The organism is Paracoccus haeundaensis, from assembly GCF_006239215.1.
Taxonomy (GTDB): domain Bacteria; phylum Pseudomonadota; class Alphaproteobacteria; order Rhodobacterales; family Rhodobacteraceae; genus Paracoccus; species Paracoccus marcusii.
On the sequence record NZ_VDDC01000017.1, the window covers coordinates 21,594 to 38,414 of the forward strand.

Below are 16,821 nucleotides of genomic sequence, written 5' to 3' on the forward strand. Positions count from 1 at the left end.
TCAGAACAATCCCTCGACCTGTCCCAGATCGTCCAGCCGGATGACCTCGGCTGCGGGATGGCGCGGCAGGCCCGGCATGGTCATGATCTGCCCGCAGATCGCCACGACAAAGCCCGCGCCCGCGTTCAGCCGCACCTCTCGCACGGGGATGACATGCCCGGTGGGCGCGCCGCGTAGGTCCGGATCGGTTGAAAAGCTGTACTGCGTCTTGGCGATGCAGACCGGCATATGCCCATGGCCCGCCGCCTGCCACGCGGCCAGCTGATCCAGGACGCCGGGACCGGGTTCGACCCGCGCGGCGCGGTGGATATGGGTACAGACCGTCTGGATCTTGTCCCACAGCGGCATCGCGTCGGGGTAAAGCGGCGCGAATGCCGCAGGCTGTTCCGCCAGGGCGACGACCGCCCGGGCCAGATCTTCGGCTCCGGCGCCACCCATGGCCCAGTGCCGCGCCAGAATGGCCTGCACCCCCTGTTCGGCGCAATAGTCCTGCAGGGCTGCGATCTCGGCCGGGGTGTCGCCGTCGAAATGGTTCAACGCCACGACGACCGGCAGGCCAAAGCTGCGGATGTTCTCGATGTGCCGGCCCAGATTGGCGCAGCCCGCGGTGACCGCCGCGACGTCTTCCGCCGCCAGATCGGCCTTGGCTACGCCGCCGTTCATCTTCAACGCCCGCACCGTGGCCACCAGCACGACGGCCGCCGGCGCAAGCCCCGCAAGGCGGCACTTGATGTTCAGGAACTTCTCGGCCCCCAGATCGGCGCCGAAGCCCGCCTCGGTCACCACGTAATCGGACAGGCGCAGGGCGGCGCGGGTCGCGATGACGCTGTTGCAGCCATGGGCGATATTGGCGAAGGGGCCGCCATGAACCAGCGCCGGGTTGTTCTCCAGCGTCTGGACCAGGTTCGGCTGCAACGCGTCCTTCAGCAGAACGGTCATTGCGCCGTCCGCCTGCAGATCGCGCGCGGTGACGGGTTGGCGGTCGCGGGTATAGCCCACGACGATCCGGCCAAGCCGATCCTGCAGATCGGCCAGATCACGCGACAGGCACAGGATCGCCATCACCTCGGACGCGACGGTGATGTCGAAACCGGTCTGGCGCGAAAACCCGTTCGCCGGACCGCCCAGCCCCACGACCACATCGCGCAGCGCGCGGTCGTTCATGTCCATGACCCGCCGCCAGGTGATGCGGCGCGTGTCCAGGTCAAGCGCATTGCCCCAGTGGATGTGGTTGTCGATCATCGCGGCCAGCAGATTGTGGGCCGAGGTGATGGCATGGAAATCGCCGGTGAAATGAAGGTTCATCTCCTCCATCGGCACGATTTGCGCGCGCCCGCCCCCGGCCGCCCCGCCCTTCATGCCGAAGTTCGGGCCCAGGCTGGCCTCGCGGATGCAAATGGTGGCACGGTGGCCGATCCGGTTCAGCGCATCGCCCAAGCCCACGGTCGTGGTGGTCTTGCCCTCTCCCGCAGGGGTCGGGTTGATGGCGGTGACCAGGATCAGGCGTCCTTCGGGCCCGCTTAGACCGGCCAGTGCTTCATGGGTGATCTTGGCCTTGTCATGACCATAGGGCAGGATCTGATCCGGCGTCAGGCCAAGACGGGCGGCGATGTCGTTGATCGGCCGCTTGGTCGCGGCGCGCGCGATCTGAAGGTCGGTCTTCATGTCCTAGCGCACCACCATGACCGAGACCGGCGAATGGCGCACGACCGCGTTGGCATCGCGGCTGACCAGGATGCTGCGCAGCTCGTCCGGCTTGTCGCTGGCCATCACGATCAGATCCGCCTTGTGCCGGGCCGCGGCCTTGAGGATCGTCTCGGCCACATGCCCGTGGCCGACATGCACCTGCACGCGCGACTGGTCGGGGAAATGCTCGCTGGCGAAATCGTCCAGTGCGCCCTTCATCTTCTGCAGGGCCTTCTGTTCGTACCCCTTGGGCAGGAAGGTCGCCACCATCGAGCTGCCGAAATCATGCACGATCCCCAGCAGGTGGATCACGCCCCGGTCCCCCGCCAGCCGCATCGCGGCCGGCAGGGCCTTTTCCCAGCTTTCGGGATGCTGAAGGTCGATCGGCAACAGCACGACGTCATGCATGGCGCGGTCCTTTCACGGGCTGGGGGCGCGTCTCGCGCCGACGCTGCGACCAGATCACCAGCCCCATCAGCAGGAAGGCCGGGATATAGATCCAGTACCGCGACGGCGCCGCCGCCGGGGCGTTCACGGCAAGCACGGTCTGATCCCAGTCCAGCCCCGCAGCCTGCGCCGGGCTGTCGAAGGCCACGTTGTCGATCAGCGTGCGATCACCGTCCTGGATCAGGGTGATGCCCGCGGCCTCCAGCCGTTCCTCGCCGGTGGCGCCTTCGGGGACGGGCAGAAGGGCCGTGAACTCGACAGGGTTGCCGATGTCGTTCAATCCCGCGATGCGCAGGCGCAGGCCGTCGCCGACCTCGCTGTCCTCCAGCGCCTGGACCAGTTCCGCGCCCGAACGCTCCTCGAACGGCGGGAAGACGTAGCCCCAGAAGAAGCCGGGCCGGAAGATGGTAAAGGCGATCACCAGCAGCAGGACCGTCTCCCACAGCTTGCTGCGGACCAGGAACCAGCCCTGGGTCGCGGCCGCGAACAGCAGCATCGCAATGGTCGCCGTGATGAAGACGAAGATCCCCTGCCCCCAGCCCACGTCGATCAGCAGCAGATCGGTGTTGAAGATGAACAGGAACGGCAGGACCGCCGTGCGCATGCTGTAGCCGAAGGCGACGACCCCGGTCTTGATCGGATCGCCCCCCGACACGGCCGCCGCGGCAAAGGATGCAAGGCCCACGGGCGGGGTCACGTCGGCCATGATGCCGAAGTAGAACACGAACAGGTGCACCGCGATCAGCGGCACGATCAGCCCGTTCTGCTGCCCAAGCGTCACGATGACCGGCGCCAGCAGCGCCGAGACGACGATATAGTTCGCCGTCGTGGGCAGACCCATCCCCAGGATCAGCGACAGGACCGCGGTCAGGCCAAGGATGGCCAGCAGATGGCCGCCCGACAGGACCTCGACCACCTCGGCCAGGGCCGATCCGACGCCGGTCTGGCTGACCGCGCCCACGATGATGCCCGCGGTCGCCGTGGCGATGCCGATGCCGATCATGTTGCGTGCGCCCGAGATCAGCCCGTCCACCAGATCGTCGAACCCGGCCCGCAATGCGCGCCCGGTGCGGGCGTTTCCGGTGCGGTCGGACCCGCGCAGCAGCACCATCAGCGGCCGCTGCGTCAGCAGGATGAAGATCATGTAGGCCGTGGCCCAGAAGGCCGACAGGCCCGGCGACAGGCGGTCGACCATCAGCGCCCAGACCAGCACAACCACCGGCAGGATGAAGTGCAGACCCGACCGGACCGTCGGCCCCGGCAGCGGCAGTTCCGTCACCGGCGCGTTGGGATCGTCGATCTGCAGCGGCTCCTCGCGCGAGGCGACCCACAGCAGGCCGACATAGGCCGCCGTCAGGACGGCAAAGACCACGTATGGGGCGGCCGCACCGAATGCGGGCCGGATCCAGCCCATCAGATAATAGACCGCCAGCGACAGCGCGCAGATGCCCGCGATCAGGAAGGCCGCGAACATCAGCCGGCGCAGCAGCGGCGGCGGCGTATAGGCGCGCGGCAGGCCCTGCATCCCGGCCTTCATGGCCTCCAGATGCACGATGTAGACCAGCGCGATATAGCTGATCGTGGCGGGCAGGAAGGCGTGCTTGACCACGTCGAAATAGGGAATGCCCACATATTCGACCATCAGGAAGGCTGCGGCGCCCATGACGGGCGGCATGATCTGGCCGTTGACCGACGACGCGGTTTCGACCGCCCCGGCCTTTTCGCTGGAAAAGCCCACCTTCTTCATCAGCGGGATGGTGAAGGTGCCGGTGGTGACCACGTTGGCGATGGACGAGCCCGAGATCAGGCCGGTCATGGCGCTGCTGACGACGGCGGCCTTGGCGGGCCCGCCGCGAAGGTGACCCATCAGCGAAAAGGCGACCTGGATGAAATAGTTGCCCGCGCCCGCCTTGTCCAACAGCGCGCCGAACAGCACGAACAGGAACACGAAGCTGGTCGACACCCCAAGGGCGATGCCGAACACGCCTTCGGTCGTCACCCACTGGTGGTTGGCGACCTCGGCCAGCGAATTGCCGCGATGCGCGATGATCGACGGCATGTAGGGGCCCAGGAAGGTATAGGCCAGAAACACCGTGGCCACGATCATCAGGGCCGGCCCAAGGCTGCGGCGCGTGGCCTCCAGCAGCAGGAGGATGCCCACGACCGCCACGATCAGGTCAGTGGTGATCGGCGCGCCGACCCGGCGGCCAAGGGCGTCGCTGTTGATAAAGACGTACATGGTGACGACCACGCCGGCCAGCGCCAGCAGCCATTCCCATGGCGGAACGCGGGTCTTGGGGCTGCCCAGCAGCACGGCCGCAACGACGCCCGCCCCGGCCAGTGCCAGCCACCACAGCGGCATCGCGGCGGGCGCGCCATAGATGAACAGCCCCGACAGGATCACCGGAACCGACACACCAAGGGCCAGCTGGAAAGGCGACTTTTCAGCAGGATAGGCCATGAAAGCCAGAAACAGCGCGAAGGCCAGATGGACCGCGCGGGCATCCGTGGCGCTGATGATGGCAAAGTTCAGCATGAAGGGCAGCGGCGAGGCGATCCACAGCTGGAACAGCGACCAGCACAGGGCCACCCCCAGGATCAGCTTGCCCACGAAACCCGGCGGAGTGCGCGCGCCCGTGTCCGACGAGGCGACCAGTTCGTCCAGTTCCTCCTGGGTCAGGGCGCCGTGGCCCGACGCCTGCATCTCGACCGCGCTGGCCTGCTGCTGGCGTTCCCTGGTCTTGTCGTCGTCGCTCATCACGGCACCCCCTGCGATGCATCTTGTTGTTCGTTGGTCATGATGAAGGGCGGCCCGATTGGGCCGCCCCGGTCAGGCCTGGATTACTGGATCCAGCCCTGTTCGCGATAGTAGCGCTCGGCACCGGGGTGCAGGGGCGCGCTGTTGCCGTCGGCGATCATCTCCTCGGGGGTCAGCGAGGCGAAGGCCGGGTGCAGACCCTTGAAGCGATCGAAGTTGTCGAAGACCGCCTTGACGACCTGGTACACCGTCTCTTCCGGGATCGCGGCCGAGGTCACGAAAGTCGCCTTGACGCCGAAGGTCTCGGTGTCGTCGTCGTTGCCGGCATACATGCCGCCGGGGATCACAACCTTGGAGTAGAACGGATTGTCCGCGATCAGCTTGTCGATCGCCTCGCCGGACACGTCGACTAGGGTCGCGTCCACGGTCGAGGTCGCTTCCTGGATCGAACCGTTGGGATGGCCAACGGTATAGCTGATGGCATCGACCTGGTTGTCGCCCAGGGCAGCCGACTGTTCGGCGGGGCGCAGTTCCGACGACAGCGCAAAGTCGTCCATGCTCATGCCCATGGCTTCCAGGACGACCTCGAACGTGCCGCGCGATCCGGAACCGGGGTTGCCGACGTTCACGCGCTTGCCCGCCAGGTCGGTGAAGGTCTCGACGCCGCTGTCGGCGCGGGCAACGACGGTGAAGGGCTCGGGGTGGACGGCGAACACGGCGCGCAGGTCGGTGAAGGCATCGCCCTCATAGTCCGAGCTGCCGTTATAGGCGTGGAACTGCCAGTCGGACTGGGCCACGCCCATCGTCATGCCGCCGGACCGGATCTGGTTGATGTTGTCGATGGACCCGCCGGTCGCGGGCGCGGTGCAGCGCAGGCCGGTGGTCGCGGTGTCACGGTTCACCAGGCGGCAGATCGACTGACCCACGACGTAATAGACGCCCGTCTGGCCGCCGGTGCCGATGGTGATGAACTGTTCTTCCTGCGCCATCAGCGGCGTGGCACCCAGTGCCATGGCGGTGCTCAGCAGGATCGGTTTCAATTTACCCATGTCGGCGTCTCCCTAACGATGATTGGCGGGAAGGCATGACAGGCGCGTTCCCGCTGGATGGTCTTATCGTCACGGATGCGTGTGCGAAACACAAGCCCGCACGGCCACAAAGCGTCCCGGGCGTGGACCTGGCCTTGATCAGCCCAGCAGGGTCGCCACCCGGTCCCGCAGCACGGGCAGCAGGTCGGTCGCGAACCACGGATTGGCGCGCAGCCATCCGGTGTTGCGCCAGCTGGGATGGGGCAGCGGAAACACCGCCGGCGCATGGGTGCGCCAGTCTCGTACGGTCTGCGTCACGTTGCGCGCGCCCAGATGCCACCGCATCGCGTACCCGCCGACCAGCAGGGTCAGCTGCGGGTTCAGCTGGTCCATCACCTGCCGCCGCCACGTCGCCGCGCAGATGGGCGGGGGCGACAGGTCCGACCCCTTGGCGTCGTAACCCGGAAAGCAGAAGGCCATCGGCACGATCGAGATCCGGTCGCGGTCATAGAAGGTGTCGGGCTCCACCCCCATCCAGTCGCGCAGCCTGTCGCCGGAACGGTCGGTGAAGGGCCGCCCGCTGTCATGGACCCGCGCCCCCGGCGCCTGCCCCACGATCAGGATCCGCGTTCCCGGCCGGAACCAGACCACCGGTCGGGGCGCATGGCGCGTGGCGGTCACGGCAAAGCGGTCCGCGCACAGCCTGCAGGCACGGATACGGTCGGCCAATGGGGCGTCGTGATCATACATGCGTCGCATTTATGGCGAAATTGCGGCGATATAAGGCTGGTCAGATCACAAATTATCGGGCCCGATGGCAAGACTGGACACCCCGTCCGCCCCACCCTAATGTCGCCTTGGCAGTCGAGGCACCCGGCATGGCACGCCTCGTGCCGAAACGCGTTGGTATAACAAGGCCATGCTTGAATTCGACAATGTGTCCAAATCGTTCTGGACCGGCAAGCAGCACAAGATCATCCTCGAGCAGGCCTCGTTCAGGGTCGAGCTGGGTCAATCGCTTGGCATCCTGGCCCCCAACGGCACCGGCAAGACCACCCTGGTGAACATGATGTGCGGGCTGGAAAAGCCCGACGAAGGCAAGATCCGCCGCGAATGCCGTATCTCGTTTCCCCTGGGGTTCATGGGCGGCCTGGTCACGCGCCACACCGGCAACGAGAACGCGCGTTACATCGCGCGCATCTATGGGCTGGACCCCGATTACGTCGCGGCCTTCACGCGGTGGCTGTGCGACATCCACGAATATTTCGACATGCCGGTCGGCACCTATTCCACGGGCATGCGGCAACGGTTCAACTTCTCGCTGCTGCTGGCGCTGGATTTCGACATCTACCTGATCGACGAGGGCATGCCCCAGACCACGGATGTGGAATTCAATCGCAAGGCCGGTCGCGTCCTGTTCGAGCGGCTGCAGACCGCGACCACGGTGATCGTGTCCCACCAGCCCAGCACGATCGAGAAGTTCTGCAACCGCGCCGCGATCCTGCGTGATGGCAGGCTGTATCTGTTCGAGACCCTCGACGAGGCCAAGCAATATTATGACTACACCTCCTAAAGCGCGCCGGTACAACACGCAGGCGATGGCCTCGATCACGCCCCAGACGCCCCCGCCGGCGGAAGCGACCGCATCGGACAGCCCCGCGCCGCCCCGGTTGGAGGTCGCGCGCCGCAGCGATGCCCCCGCCTCTGACGCGTCCGAACGCCAGGCGCGGCTGGAACGGTTCCTGGCCACCGAACCGATCGACGACGGCCTGGGTGATTTTCGCCTGAACAAGCCCGCAGCGCCGTCCCCCGAAAAGGACACGCCGGCCGCACCCCCCGCGGATTCTGGCGACATGGAGGCGCGACTGGCCGCCATCCGCGCAGAGAAGCTGACCGAACGCCAGCTGCGCATCGCCAAGCGCATCGCCGCCCTGCACCAGATCGAGGTTTCCTCGGCCGAGGAGGCCGTGCTGCGTCTGCGCGAGCGGGGGATCGATCCGTCCCACCGCACCGCCGTCGGCAGCATCCTGTCGTCGGAGGGCACGCGCGCGCAGGCCGCCCCCTCGCCCAACGCGCCCGCCGTGCGGCAGGCCCCCGTGCCGTCGATCCTGCCCGACCGCAGCCCGGCGCCCCCCGGCCGCCCCGCCCTGCCGTCCCGCGAGGAACTGACCGAGGAAAAGCGCGCCGCCGAAATCTATCGCATCCAGCGCGACCTGGCCCGCCGCCGCCGGCGCCGCATGGCAATGCTGGCGATGCGGCTGGCGCTGTTCGTGTTCCTGCCGACCGCACTGGTCGGCATCTATTACGGCCGCTATGCCTCTCCGCTTTACGCAACGGTGTCACAGTTTCAGATCCAGTCGGCCGAAAGCGGATCCGGTGCCAGCGGGCTCAGCGGGATGCTGGGCGGGTCGGGCCTGGGCACGAACCAGGACGCGGTCGCGGTGCAAAGCTATCTGACATCGCGCGACGCGATGCTGCGCCTGGACGAGGATCTGGGCTTCCGGCGCGCCTTCCAGGACCCGTCGGTCGATGCGATCAAGCGGCTGCCAGCGGATGCCACGAACGAGGCGACGTTCAGCCTGTACAAGGATTCCGTCAAGATCGGCTATGACCCGACCGAAGGCGTGCTGAACATGGAGGTCATCGCGCCCGACCCGCAGCTGAGCGAACAGTTCTCGCGCGCGCTGATTTCCTATGCGGAACAGCTTGTTGACGCCCTGACCTCACGCATGCGCTCCGACCAGATGGACGGCGCGCGCGAGACCTATCAGGACGCCGAGGAGAAGATGCTGGCCGCCCAGCTTCGCGTTCAGGAGTTGCAGGAGAGGCTGGGCGTGCTGGACCCCGTCGCGGAAAGCGGCGTGGTCATGGCGCAGGTCAGCATGCTGGAAGGCCAACTGGCCGAAAAGCAGCTGGAACTGGGCCAGTTGCAGTCGAATGCCCGCCCCCTGCAAAGCCGCGTCGATGCGGTGGAGGGCGACATCGCCCGCCTGCGGGACCTGATCACGCAGACCCGCCAGCAGCTGACGCAGGGCAACGACACCCGCAACTCTTTGGCCGCCATCGGCGGAGAGCTGCGCGTCGCCGAGGCCGAGATGCTGACGCGCCAGGAAATGCTGGCCGCCGCCGCCGCCCAGATGGAGACCGCGCGCATCGAGGCGAACAAGCAGGTCCGCTATCTGTCGCTGTCCATCGCGCCCATCCCGCCGGATGAGGCGACCTATCCGCGCGCGTTCCAGAACACCCTGGTGGCATTCCTGGTGTTTTCGGGTATCTATCTGATGCTGTCGCTGACGGCCTCCATCCTACGCGAACAGGTATCGACATGACGACTGCCAAGCATATCCCCATCGGTTCGATCACCTGCGGCAACGACCTGCCGCTGACGGTGATCGCCGGACCCTGCCAGCTGGAAAGCCTGGACCACGCGCTGATGATCGCCGAAGTGATGGCCAAGGCCTGTGCCGATGCCGGGGCGTCCTTTGTCTTTAAGGCCAGCTATGACAAGGCGAACCGCACCTCTTTGTCGGGTCGCCGCGGCTTAGGCATCGACGAGGGGCTGGAGATCCTGGCCGCGGTCCGCGAAAGGTTCGGCTGCCCCGTGCTGACCGACATCCATGACGCGGACCAGGCGGTGCGCGCCGCGCGGGTGGTCGACGTGATCCAGATCCCCGCCTTTCTGTGCCGCCAGACTGATCTGCTGCTGACCGCGGGCCGCACCGGCGCGGTGGTCAACATCAAGAAGGGTCAGTTCCTGGCCCCCTGGGACATGCCCAACGTCGCGGACAAGGTGGCCTCGACCGGGAACGGGAACATCCTGCTGACTGAACGCGGGGCCAGCTTCGGCTATAACACCTTGGTGGCCGACATGCGGTCGCTGCCGATCATGGCGCGCACGGGCTATCCGGTGATCATGGACGCGACCCATTCGGTCCAGCAGCCGGGCGGTCAGGGCGGCAGTTCTGGCGGACAACGTGAATTCGCCCCGGTCATGGCACGGGCCGCTGTGGCCCTGGGCGTGGCCGGCGTCTTCATCGAAACGCACGAAGCCCCAGACACCGCGCCGTCCGACGGGCCGAACATGATCCCGCTGGACCGTATGCCCGCGTTGATCGCATCGCTGATGGCCTTCGACCGGCTGGCAAAGGCCGACCCGCTCCCGGCATGATCCGCGTTCTGCTGATCCTGTTGGCGCTGGCGGCCCCCGTGGCCGCCCAGGTCGCCGATCCGTCAGCACCGTCGACGCCAAGCGGCGCGATCTCGACGCAGGACAACCGGGCGACGGATCTGGCAATCCTGTCGCGGATTTCCAGCATCCTAGCGCAAGTCCCTGAATTCGATGGCGTCCGTGCCAGCGTCGATGCGGGGATCGTGACGCTGGTCGGCGAGGTGACCGAACAGCAGACCATTTCGCGCCTTGAATCGCTGCTGGCGCGCGTCGAGGGGGTCGTCGCGATCGAGGATCAGGTTACCCTGTCTACAGACCTGGGCACGCGGCTGGTCTCGGTACGCGACAGGTTTCAGTCTCGCCTGACCGCGGTCATCGCGGGCCTGCCCTTCATGGCACTGGGCCTGGCGGTGGGGGCGATAATCGTGCTGGCCGGCGGCTGGTTGTCGCGGCGGGAACGAACCCTGTCGGGGATCGCACCGAACCCCTTCATCGCCGGATTTCTGGCGCAGACGATCCGGCTGACCGCATGGATCGTGGCGCTTGTCGTGGCGCTGGACCTGATGGGCGCGCGGGCGCTGTTGGGGACATTGCTGGGTGCGGCGGGCATCTTCGGCCTGTCGCTGTCCTTTGCGGCCCGCGACACGATCGAAGGATTCGTGGCCACGATGCTGCTGTCGCTGCGCCAGCCCTTCAACCCGAACGACCTGATCGAGGTGAACGGTCTGCGCGGTCGGGTGATCCGCCTGACCAGCCGCGGCACCACCCTGCTGACGCTGGACGGCAATCACATCCGCATCCCGAACCAGATCATCTACAAGGCCGTCCTGACCAATTACACGCGCAACCCCGAACGCCGGTTCATGGTCGACCTGACCATCGACCCCGGCGCCGATCTGGGCCGCGCGCGCGATCTGGTGCTCAGGGCGCTGGCGGGGATGGATTTCGTGCTGAAGCGTCCCGAACCCGTTGCCTGGCTGGATGCCCAGGGACCGGATCACGTGGTCATCCGCGCCGGGGGTTGGGTCTCGCAGGACGGCACCGATTTCGACCTGGCGCGCGGAGAGGCGTTTCGCCTGCTGCGCCATGCGCTGGACAGCAAGGGCTATCTGGTGCCGGAACCCGTCCACCGCATCCGCCTGGAACAGCCCGAAGCGGAGGCGCGTCCAAGCCCTGCCCGCCCCTCACGCCCCGCCGATGCGCGCCTGTCCGACCTGAACCCCGACGCCGCGTTCGAGGAGATGGTCGAACGGGGTCGCATCGATGACGGGCGCGACCTGCTCAGCCCGACGCCACGGACCTAGGCGGCGCGCCCGGCGGCATCCGCCGACGCCCAGGCCCACTGAAAATTATAGCCGCCCAGCCACCCCGTCACGTCGACGCATTCACCGATGAACGCCAGTCCGGGCACCTGGCGCGCCTGCATGGTCCGCGCGTCCAGATCGCGCGTATCCACGCCGCCCAGGGTCACTTCGGCGGTGCGATAGCCTTCGGTCCCCACGGGTCGGACCTGCCACCGGTTCACACGCGCGCCCAGCGCGTCCAGCCGGGCGTTCGGCTGATCGGCCAGCCGCGCCTGTGCCAAGCCCGCGTCCGCCGCCACGGATTGCGCAAGGCGTTCCGGCAGCATCTGGGCCAGTACGGTCGCAACCTGCGCCTTGCCACCGCGTGCGGCCTTCAGGTCGGCGGCGATGTCGCGGTCGGGCGCAAGATCGATCGTCAGCACCTCGCCCGCCTGCCAGAAGCTTGAGATCTGCAGGATCACCGGGCCGCTCAGCCCGCGATGCGTGAACAGCAGCGCATCGCGAAAGCTGCCCTTGCCATGCGTGATCCGCGCCTCTACCGACAGCCCGGCCAGCGGACGGCACAGCGCCAGATCCTGTTCCGCAAAGGTCAGCGGTACCAGCGCGGGCCGCGTTTCGACAAGCCGCAACCCGAACTGGCGCGCCAGATCATAGCCTAGCCCCGTCGCCCCGATCTTGGGAATCGACTTGCCGCCCGTCGCGACGACGACCCGACCCGTGCTGATCGACCCGCCGGAGGTCGCGACCACGAACCGATCACCATCCTTGCTGACGCCGTCGATGCGCGTGCCAAGGCGCAGGTCCGCCCCGGCCATGCGGTCCAGCAGCATGTCGGTGATCTGCGTGGCCTTGCCGTCACAGAACAGCTGCCCCTGGGTCTTTTCATGCCAAGCGATTCCCGCCCGGTCGACCAGATCGACAAAGGCCTGCGGACGATACCGCGCCAAGGCACTGGCTGCGAAGCGCTGGTTGTCCGACAGGAAACGGTCCGGCCCGGTCGCGAAGTTGGTGAAATTGCACCGCCCGCCGCCGGAAATGCGGATCTTTTCGGCGGGCGTCGGCGCATGATCCAGCACCACGACCCGCCTGCCCTGCGCGACGGCAGAGCCTGCGCAGAATAATCCGGCCGCCCCGGCCCCCAGAATGACGATATCGGCGTGTTCCATGGCGCGTCGATACCGGGGCTTTGGGATGGGGGCAAGATTTCTGCATTTTTCGTCTTGCACCCATCTGCGGGCTTGGGTAATCACCCTCCACAGTTGGGGCGTGGCCAAGTGGTAAGGCATCGGTTTTTGGTACCGTGTACCGTAGGTTCGAATCCTACCGCCCCAGCCAATATCCAGAAAGTTAAATGATCAGCCGCACTTGGCGGCCATACATGATGTCGCCTACGCTGACATGATGCTGCGCACGGCCTCTGCGGCCAGGGGTGCATTGCGGCGGCGGAACTCCTCCGGATCCCACTCCGAGAGCGATCCGGCGATGTGGATCGCGGCGATCGGGCGGCCCGATGCGTCCGGGATCGCCACGCCAAGGGCCACCTCTCCCATCAGGATCTGCTCCAGCGCCAGCGCGTGGCCGGCCTCTCGCGCCAGCGCGACCTGGTCGCGGATCGCCTGGGGATCGGTCAGGGTCCGGGGCGTCAGCGGCCGAAGACTGGCCTCGTCCAGGATCTGGTCGACCTCGGTCGGGGGCAGCATCGCCATGACGGCCCAACCACCCGACGTGCAGGTCGTGGGCACGCTGTTGCCCACCAAGGTCGCAAAGAACGTCTCGCGCTTGCTTTGCATCCGGGCGGCATAGACCATGCGCTGACCATCGAACAGTGACAAGTCGACCCGTTCGCGGACGTTGCGACGTAGGTCCAGCAGGATCGGACTGGCGCGACGCACCAGCGGGTTCAGGCGCAGATAGTCGTGCGTCAGGTCCAGGATCGGCAGGTCCAGACGAAAGCCGCGACCATCCTCGGCCAACGTCAGATAGCCCAGTGTGCGAAAGGTGTGCACCAGACGCTGCGCCGCGCTGCGTGTCAGCCCGGTCCGCGTGGCGATCTGGCCAAGCGACAGTGCCCCGTCGGCATCGTGAAACGCCTCCAGAACGCTCATTCCGCGGGCAAGGGATTGGACGAACAAGGCATTCTCGGCCTGCGGACCGTCCGGATCGTGATTCTTGCGCTGCATGCAATCTCCGACATTGACATGATCAATTTTGGGTTAATACACTCATGATACAATGCAACTGTATCGGATTACAATACATTGCTGACCCAGACGATTCCTGCCCGTCCATTGCGGATCGCCCTTGCGGGCTTCGTTCATGAGAGCAATTCCTTTGCCCCAAGCCCCGCCGACATGGCGGCCTTTGAACAGGGCGGCGGCTATCTGCCTCTGTGCCGCGGGGCGCAGATCATCGATCGTGCGCGGGACGTGAACCTGCCGATCGCCGGTGTCATCTCGCATGGCGAAAGGCAGGGTTGGCAGATGGTGCCTGTCGTCTGGGCCGGCGCGGTGCCATCGGCCCCGGTGACCGCCGATTGCTACGCCGCCCTGACCAAGGAGATCGTCCAGGGCCTGCGCGATGCGGGGCCGCTGGACGGGGTCTTTCTGGACCTGCACGGCGCGATGGTGGCCGATGGGGCGCCGGACGGCGAAGGCCTGCTGCTGGAGCATGTGCGCCAGGCAGTCGGGCCGAACACGCCTGTCGTCGCGGCGCTGGACCTGCACGGCAACATCACGGCGCGTATGGTGGACAATGCCGACCTGATGGTGGGGTTTCGCACCTATCCGCATGTCGACATGGCCCTGACCGGGCATCGTGCGGCGCAGCAACTGGACCGCCTGATGAGCGGCGCGCCCAACGCCAAGGCGTTCCGGCAGCTGGATTTTCTGATCCCGATCGCCTGGCAGGCGACCGATGCACAGCCCGCAGCCGGGCTTTATGACCGGGTTGCCGCCTGCGACGGTCAGGGCTGTGCGTCGCTGTTCATGGGGTTTCCCGCGGCCGATTTCGCCGACTGCCGCCCCTCGGTCATCGCCTATGCCCAAACGCAGGCACAGGCCGATGCGATGGCCGACGGCCTGGCACAGGCCCTGCGCGAGGCCGAACCCGCGTTCCGCGGCGAATGCCTTAGCCCCGCGGGCGGGGTGGCAGAGGCGATGCGCCGCGCAACAGATCGGCCGGTGATCCTGGTCGACACGCAGGACAATCCCGGCGCAGGCGGCAATTCCGACACGACCGGCATGCTGCGCGCCCTGGTCGAGGCCGATGCCCGGGACGCGGCCATCGGCCTGATCATCGATCCGGAGGCGGCGGCGGCGGCCCATGCCGCGGGGGTGGGTGCGACCATTGATCTGGCCCTGGGCGGTCGGTCCGGCATTCCGGGCGATGCGCCATTTCAGGGCCGGTTCACGGTGGACGCTCTGTCCGACGGGGCCTGCCATGCCACGGGCCCGTTCTATGGCGGCGCGCATCTGGCGCTTGGGCCGTCGGCCTGCCTCAGCATCGGGGGCGTGCGGGTGGCCGTCGCGTCGGAAAAGGCGCAGATGGCCGATCGTCAGATGTTCCGCTTCCTTGGGATCGTCCCCGAGGAGCAGGCCATCCTGGTCGTGAAAAGCTCGAACCATTTTCGTGCCGATTTCGCCCCCATCGCGGCGGCGATCCTGACCTGCGCCGCGCCCGGACCCATGCCCGTCAGCCCGGCCAGCCTGCCCTTTCGCAACCTTGCCCCGGGCATCCGGCTGGAGCCGGGCGGCGCACCCTTCACACCCCCCGCGCAAGGCTGACGCCAAGATCACCCCGCGGACCCGTTCAACAGAGAGGACACCATGCTCAAGAAATTGACTGCCACGCTTCTGGCCTCGACCATGCTAACAGGCGCGGCTTGGGCCGAGACCACCGTCAAGGCCGTGATGCATTCCGGCCTGCGCGTGCTGGACCCCGTGATCACCACCGCCCACATCACGCGCAATCATGCCTACATGATCTACGACGTGCTGATCGCGCAGGATTCCGAATTCCAGCCGCAGCCGCAGATGGCCGACTGGACCATCTCGGACGATCAGCTGACCTATACCTTCACGCTGCGCGACGGGCTGACCTTCCATGACGGCGCGCCGGTGACGGCGGCCGATGCCGTGGCCTCGCTGCAGCGGTGGGGGCAGAAGGACGCGGGCGGACAGGTCATCATGGACCGCACCGCCAGCCTTGAGGCGACCGACGACAAGACGATCACCTGGACGCTGACCGAGCCCTTCGTGCCGATGCTGGACGTGCTGTCCAAGCAGTCGGCCCTGCCCCCCTTCATCATGCCCGCCCGCGTGGCCCAGACCTCGGCCGACGAGGCGATCACCGAATATGTGGGTTCGGGGCCGTTCCGCTTTGTCGAGGCGGAGTTCCAGCCGGGGCTGATGGTCGTCTATGAGAAGTTCGACGAATACGTGCCGCGCGACGAACCCGCCGACTGGATGGCCGGTGGCAAGGTCGTCAATGTCGACCGCGTCGAATGGGTCAACATGCCCGACGTCCAGACCGCCGTGAACGCGCTATCGGGCGGAGAGATCGACTATATCGAGGCGATGCAGGTCGACCTGATCCCGCTGCTGGAGGGTGATCCGAACATCGTCGTCGAGACGCGCGAGCCGACCGGCATGCAGACGATGACGCGGATGAACTTCCTGCACCCGCCCTTCGACAACGTCCAGGTCCGCCAGGCGGCCATCAAGGCGATCACCCAGGAACCGGTCCTGGCCGCGATGGTCGGCAACCCCGAATATTATTCGGTCTGCGGCGCCATCCTGGGCTGCGGGACGCCGCTGGAGAACGCCACTGGCACCGACACCCTGACCCAGGGCGGCGGCGCCGAGGAGGCGCGGGCGCTGCTGGAACAGGCGGGCTATGACGGCACGCCGGTCGTGCTGATGGCACCCACCGACATGGTGGCGCTGGCCACCCAGCCCGTCGTCGTGTCGCAGATGCTGCGCGAGGCCGGGTTCCAGGTCGAGCTGCAGCCGATGGACTGGCAAACGCTGGTCACCCGCCGTGCCAGCCAGGCAGCCCCGGCCGAAGGGGGCTGGAACGTGTTCATCACAAACTGGATGGTGCCGGAGATCTCGAACCCGATCTCGAACCCGATGCTGAACGGACGCGGCGACGACGCCTGGTTCGGCTGGCCGACCGACGAGACCATCGAGGGTCTCAAGGAGGAGTTCATCGACGCCCCCGACGCAGCAGCCCAGGCCGCGGTCGCCGAGAAGATCCAGGCCCATGCCCTTGAGAACGGCCTGCTGATCCCTCTGGGTCAGTACACCCTGCCGCAGGCCCGTCGCACCACGATCACCGAGATGATCAACTCGCCCGTGCCGGTCTTCTGGGGCCTGCAGAAGTCCGAGTGATCGAAAGCAGGGGGCGGTCCTGCCGCCCCCCACCCACCTG

At 66.9% G+C, this 16,821-nt stretch carries 13 protein-coding genes and 1 tRNA gene; 7 read left to right on the forward strand and 7 right to left on the reverse strand.

Annotated features, from left to right (window positions below; translation table 11 throughout):
- The 5 genes from FHD67_RS10815 to FHD67_RS10835 all read right to left on the reverse strand — a co-directional run bounded on the left by FHD67_RS10815 (position 1) and on the right by FHD67_RS10835 (position 6,669).
- Positions 1 to 1,665 carry a formate--tetrahydrofolate ligase gene (locus tag FHD67_RS10815; RefSeq protein WP_139598700.1) on the reverse strand — a complete coding sequence of 555 codons (1,665 nt, stop codon included), beginning with the start codon at positions 1,663 to 1,665 and terminating at the stop codon, positions 1 to 3.
- Between the two features lie 3 nt (positions 1,666 to 1,668).
- Positions 1,669 to 2,094, reverse strand: coding sequence for a universal stress protein (locus FHD67_RS10820; RefSeq protein ID WP_139598701.1), 426 nt, complete (start codon positions 2,092 to 2,094; stop codon positions 1,669 to 1,671).
- Positions 2,087 to 4,891, reverse strand: a complete 2,805-nt coding sequence (locus tag FHD67_RS10825) for a TRAP transporter permease (RefSeq protein ID WP_127898720.1) — start codon at positions 4,889 to 4,891, stop codon at positions 2,087 to 2,089. Before FHD67_RS10825 ends, FHD67_RS10820 begins: the two co-directional genes overlap by 8 nt.
- A gap of 83 nt (positions 4,892 to 4,974) precedes the next feature.
- A complete protein-coding gene (locus FHD67_RS10830; protein ID WP_139598702.1) occupies positions 4,975 to 5,940 on the reverse strand; it encodes a TAXI family TRAP transporter solute-binding subunit in 966 nt (321 codons plus the stop codon).
- A 138-nt stretch (positions 5,941 to 6,078) separates the two neighbouring features.
- Positions 6,079 to 6,669 carry a uracil-DNA glycosylase family protein gene (locus FHD67_RS10835; protein WP_139598753.1) on the reverse strand — a complete coding sequence of 197 codons (591 nt, stop codon included), beginning with the start codon at positions 6,667 to 6,669 and terminating at the stop codon, positions 6,079 to 6,081.
- Between the two features lie 169 nt (positions 6,670 to 6,838).
- Here FHD67_RS10835 and FHD67_RS10840 point away from each other — a divergent pair, with 169 nt between their 5' ends.
- Genes FHD67_RS10840 through FHD67_RS10855 form a run of 4 tightly spaced genes read left to right on the forward strand, consistent with a single transcriptional unit; the run spans position 6,839 to position 11,391 of the window.
- A complete protein-coding gene (locus FHD67_RS10840) occupies positions 6,839 to 7,492 on the forward strand; it encodes an ABC transporter ATP-binding protein (protein ID WP_045981699.1) in 654 nt (217 codons plus the stop codon).
- Positions 7,476 to 9,248: a capsule biosynthesis protein gene (locus FHD67_RS10845; RefSeq protein ID WP_176695104.1), complete on the forward strand. Its 1,773-nt coding sequence runs from the start codon at positions 7,476 to 7,478 to the stop codon at positions 9,246 to 9,248. Before FHD67_RS10840 ends, FHD67_RS10845 begins: the two co-directional genes overlap by 17 nt.
- Positions 9,245 to 10,087: a 3-deoxy-8-phosphooctulonate synthase gene (kdsA, locus tag FHD67_RS10850; RefSeq protein ID WP_139598704.1), complete on the forward strand. Its 843-nt coding sequence runs from the start codon at positions 9,245 to 9,247 to the stop codon at positions 10,085 to 10,087. The genes FHD67_RS10845 and kdsA overlap by 4 nt, the downstream gene beginning before the upstream one ends.
- Positions 10,084 to 11,391 (forward strand): mechanosensitive ion channel family protein, encoded by a 1,308-nt coding sequence (locus tag FHD67_RS10855; RefSeq protein WP_139598705.1) that lies wholly within the window; start codon positions 10,084 to 10,086, stop codon positions 11,389 to 11,391. The genes kdsA and FHD67_RS10855 overlap by 4 nt, the downstream gene beginning before the upstream one ends.
- Here FHD67_RS10855 and FHD67_RS10860 read toward each other — a convergent pair.
- On the reverse strand, positions 11,388 to 12,557 hold the full coding sequence (locus FHD67_RS10860; RefSeq protein ID WP_045998969.1) for a BaiN/RdsA family NAD(P)/FAD-dependent oxidoreductase: 1,170 nt from the start codon (positions 12,555 to 12,557) through the stop codon (positions 11,388 to 11,390). The genes FHD67_RS10855 and FHD67_RS10860 overlap by 4 nt on opposite strands.
- Positions 12,558 to 12,651: 94 nt before the next feature.
- On the opposite strand from FHD67_RS10860, the gene FHD67_RS10865 reads away from it, so the two are divergent.
- A tRNA-Gln gene (locus FHD67_RS10865) sits at positions 12,652 to 12,726 on the forward strand.
- A gap of 53 nt (positions 12,727 to 12,779) precedes the next feature.
- On the opposite strand, the gene FHD67_RS10870 is transcribed toward FHD67_RS10865, so the two are convergent.
- Positions 12,780 to 13,571 (reverse strand): IclR family transcriptional regulator, encoded by a 792-nt coding sequence (locus FHD67_RS10870; protein ID WP_139598706.1) that lies wholly within the window; start codon positions 13,569 to 13,571, stop codon positions 12,780 to 12,782.
- Between the two features lie 78 nt (positions 13,572 to 13,649).
- On the opposite strand from FHD67_RS10870, the gene FHD67_RS10875 reads away from it, so the two are divergent.
- Both FHD67_RS10875 and FHD67_RS10880 read left to right on the forward strand, forming a co-directional pair.
- Complete coding sequence (locus FHD67_RS10875; protein WP_246071280.1) at positions 13,650 to 15,173, forward strand: M81 family metallopeptidase; 1,524 nt, start codon at positions 13,650 to 13,652, stop codon at positions 15,171 to 15,173.
- Positions 15,174 to 15,215: 42 nt separating this feature from the next.
- Positions 15,216 to 16,781: an ABC transporter substrate-binding protein gene (locus FHD67_RS10880; RefSeq protein ID WP_139598707.1), complete on the forward strand. Its 1,566-nt coding sequence runs from the start codon at positions 15,216 to 15,218 to the stop codon at positions 16,779 to 16,781.
- The last annotated feature ends 40 nt before the right edge of the window (positions 16,782 to 16,821 follow it).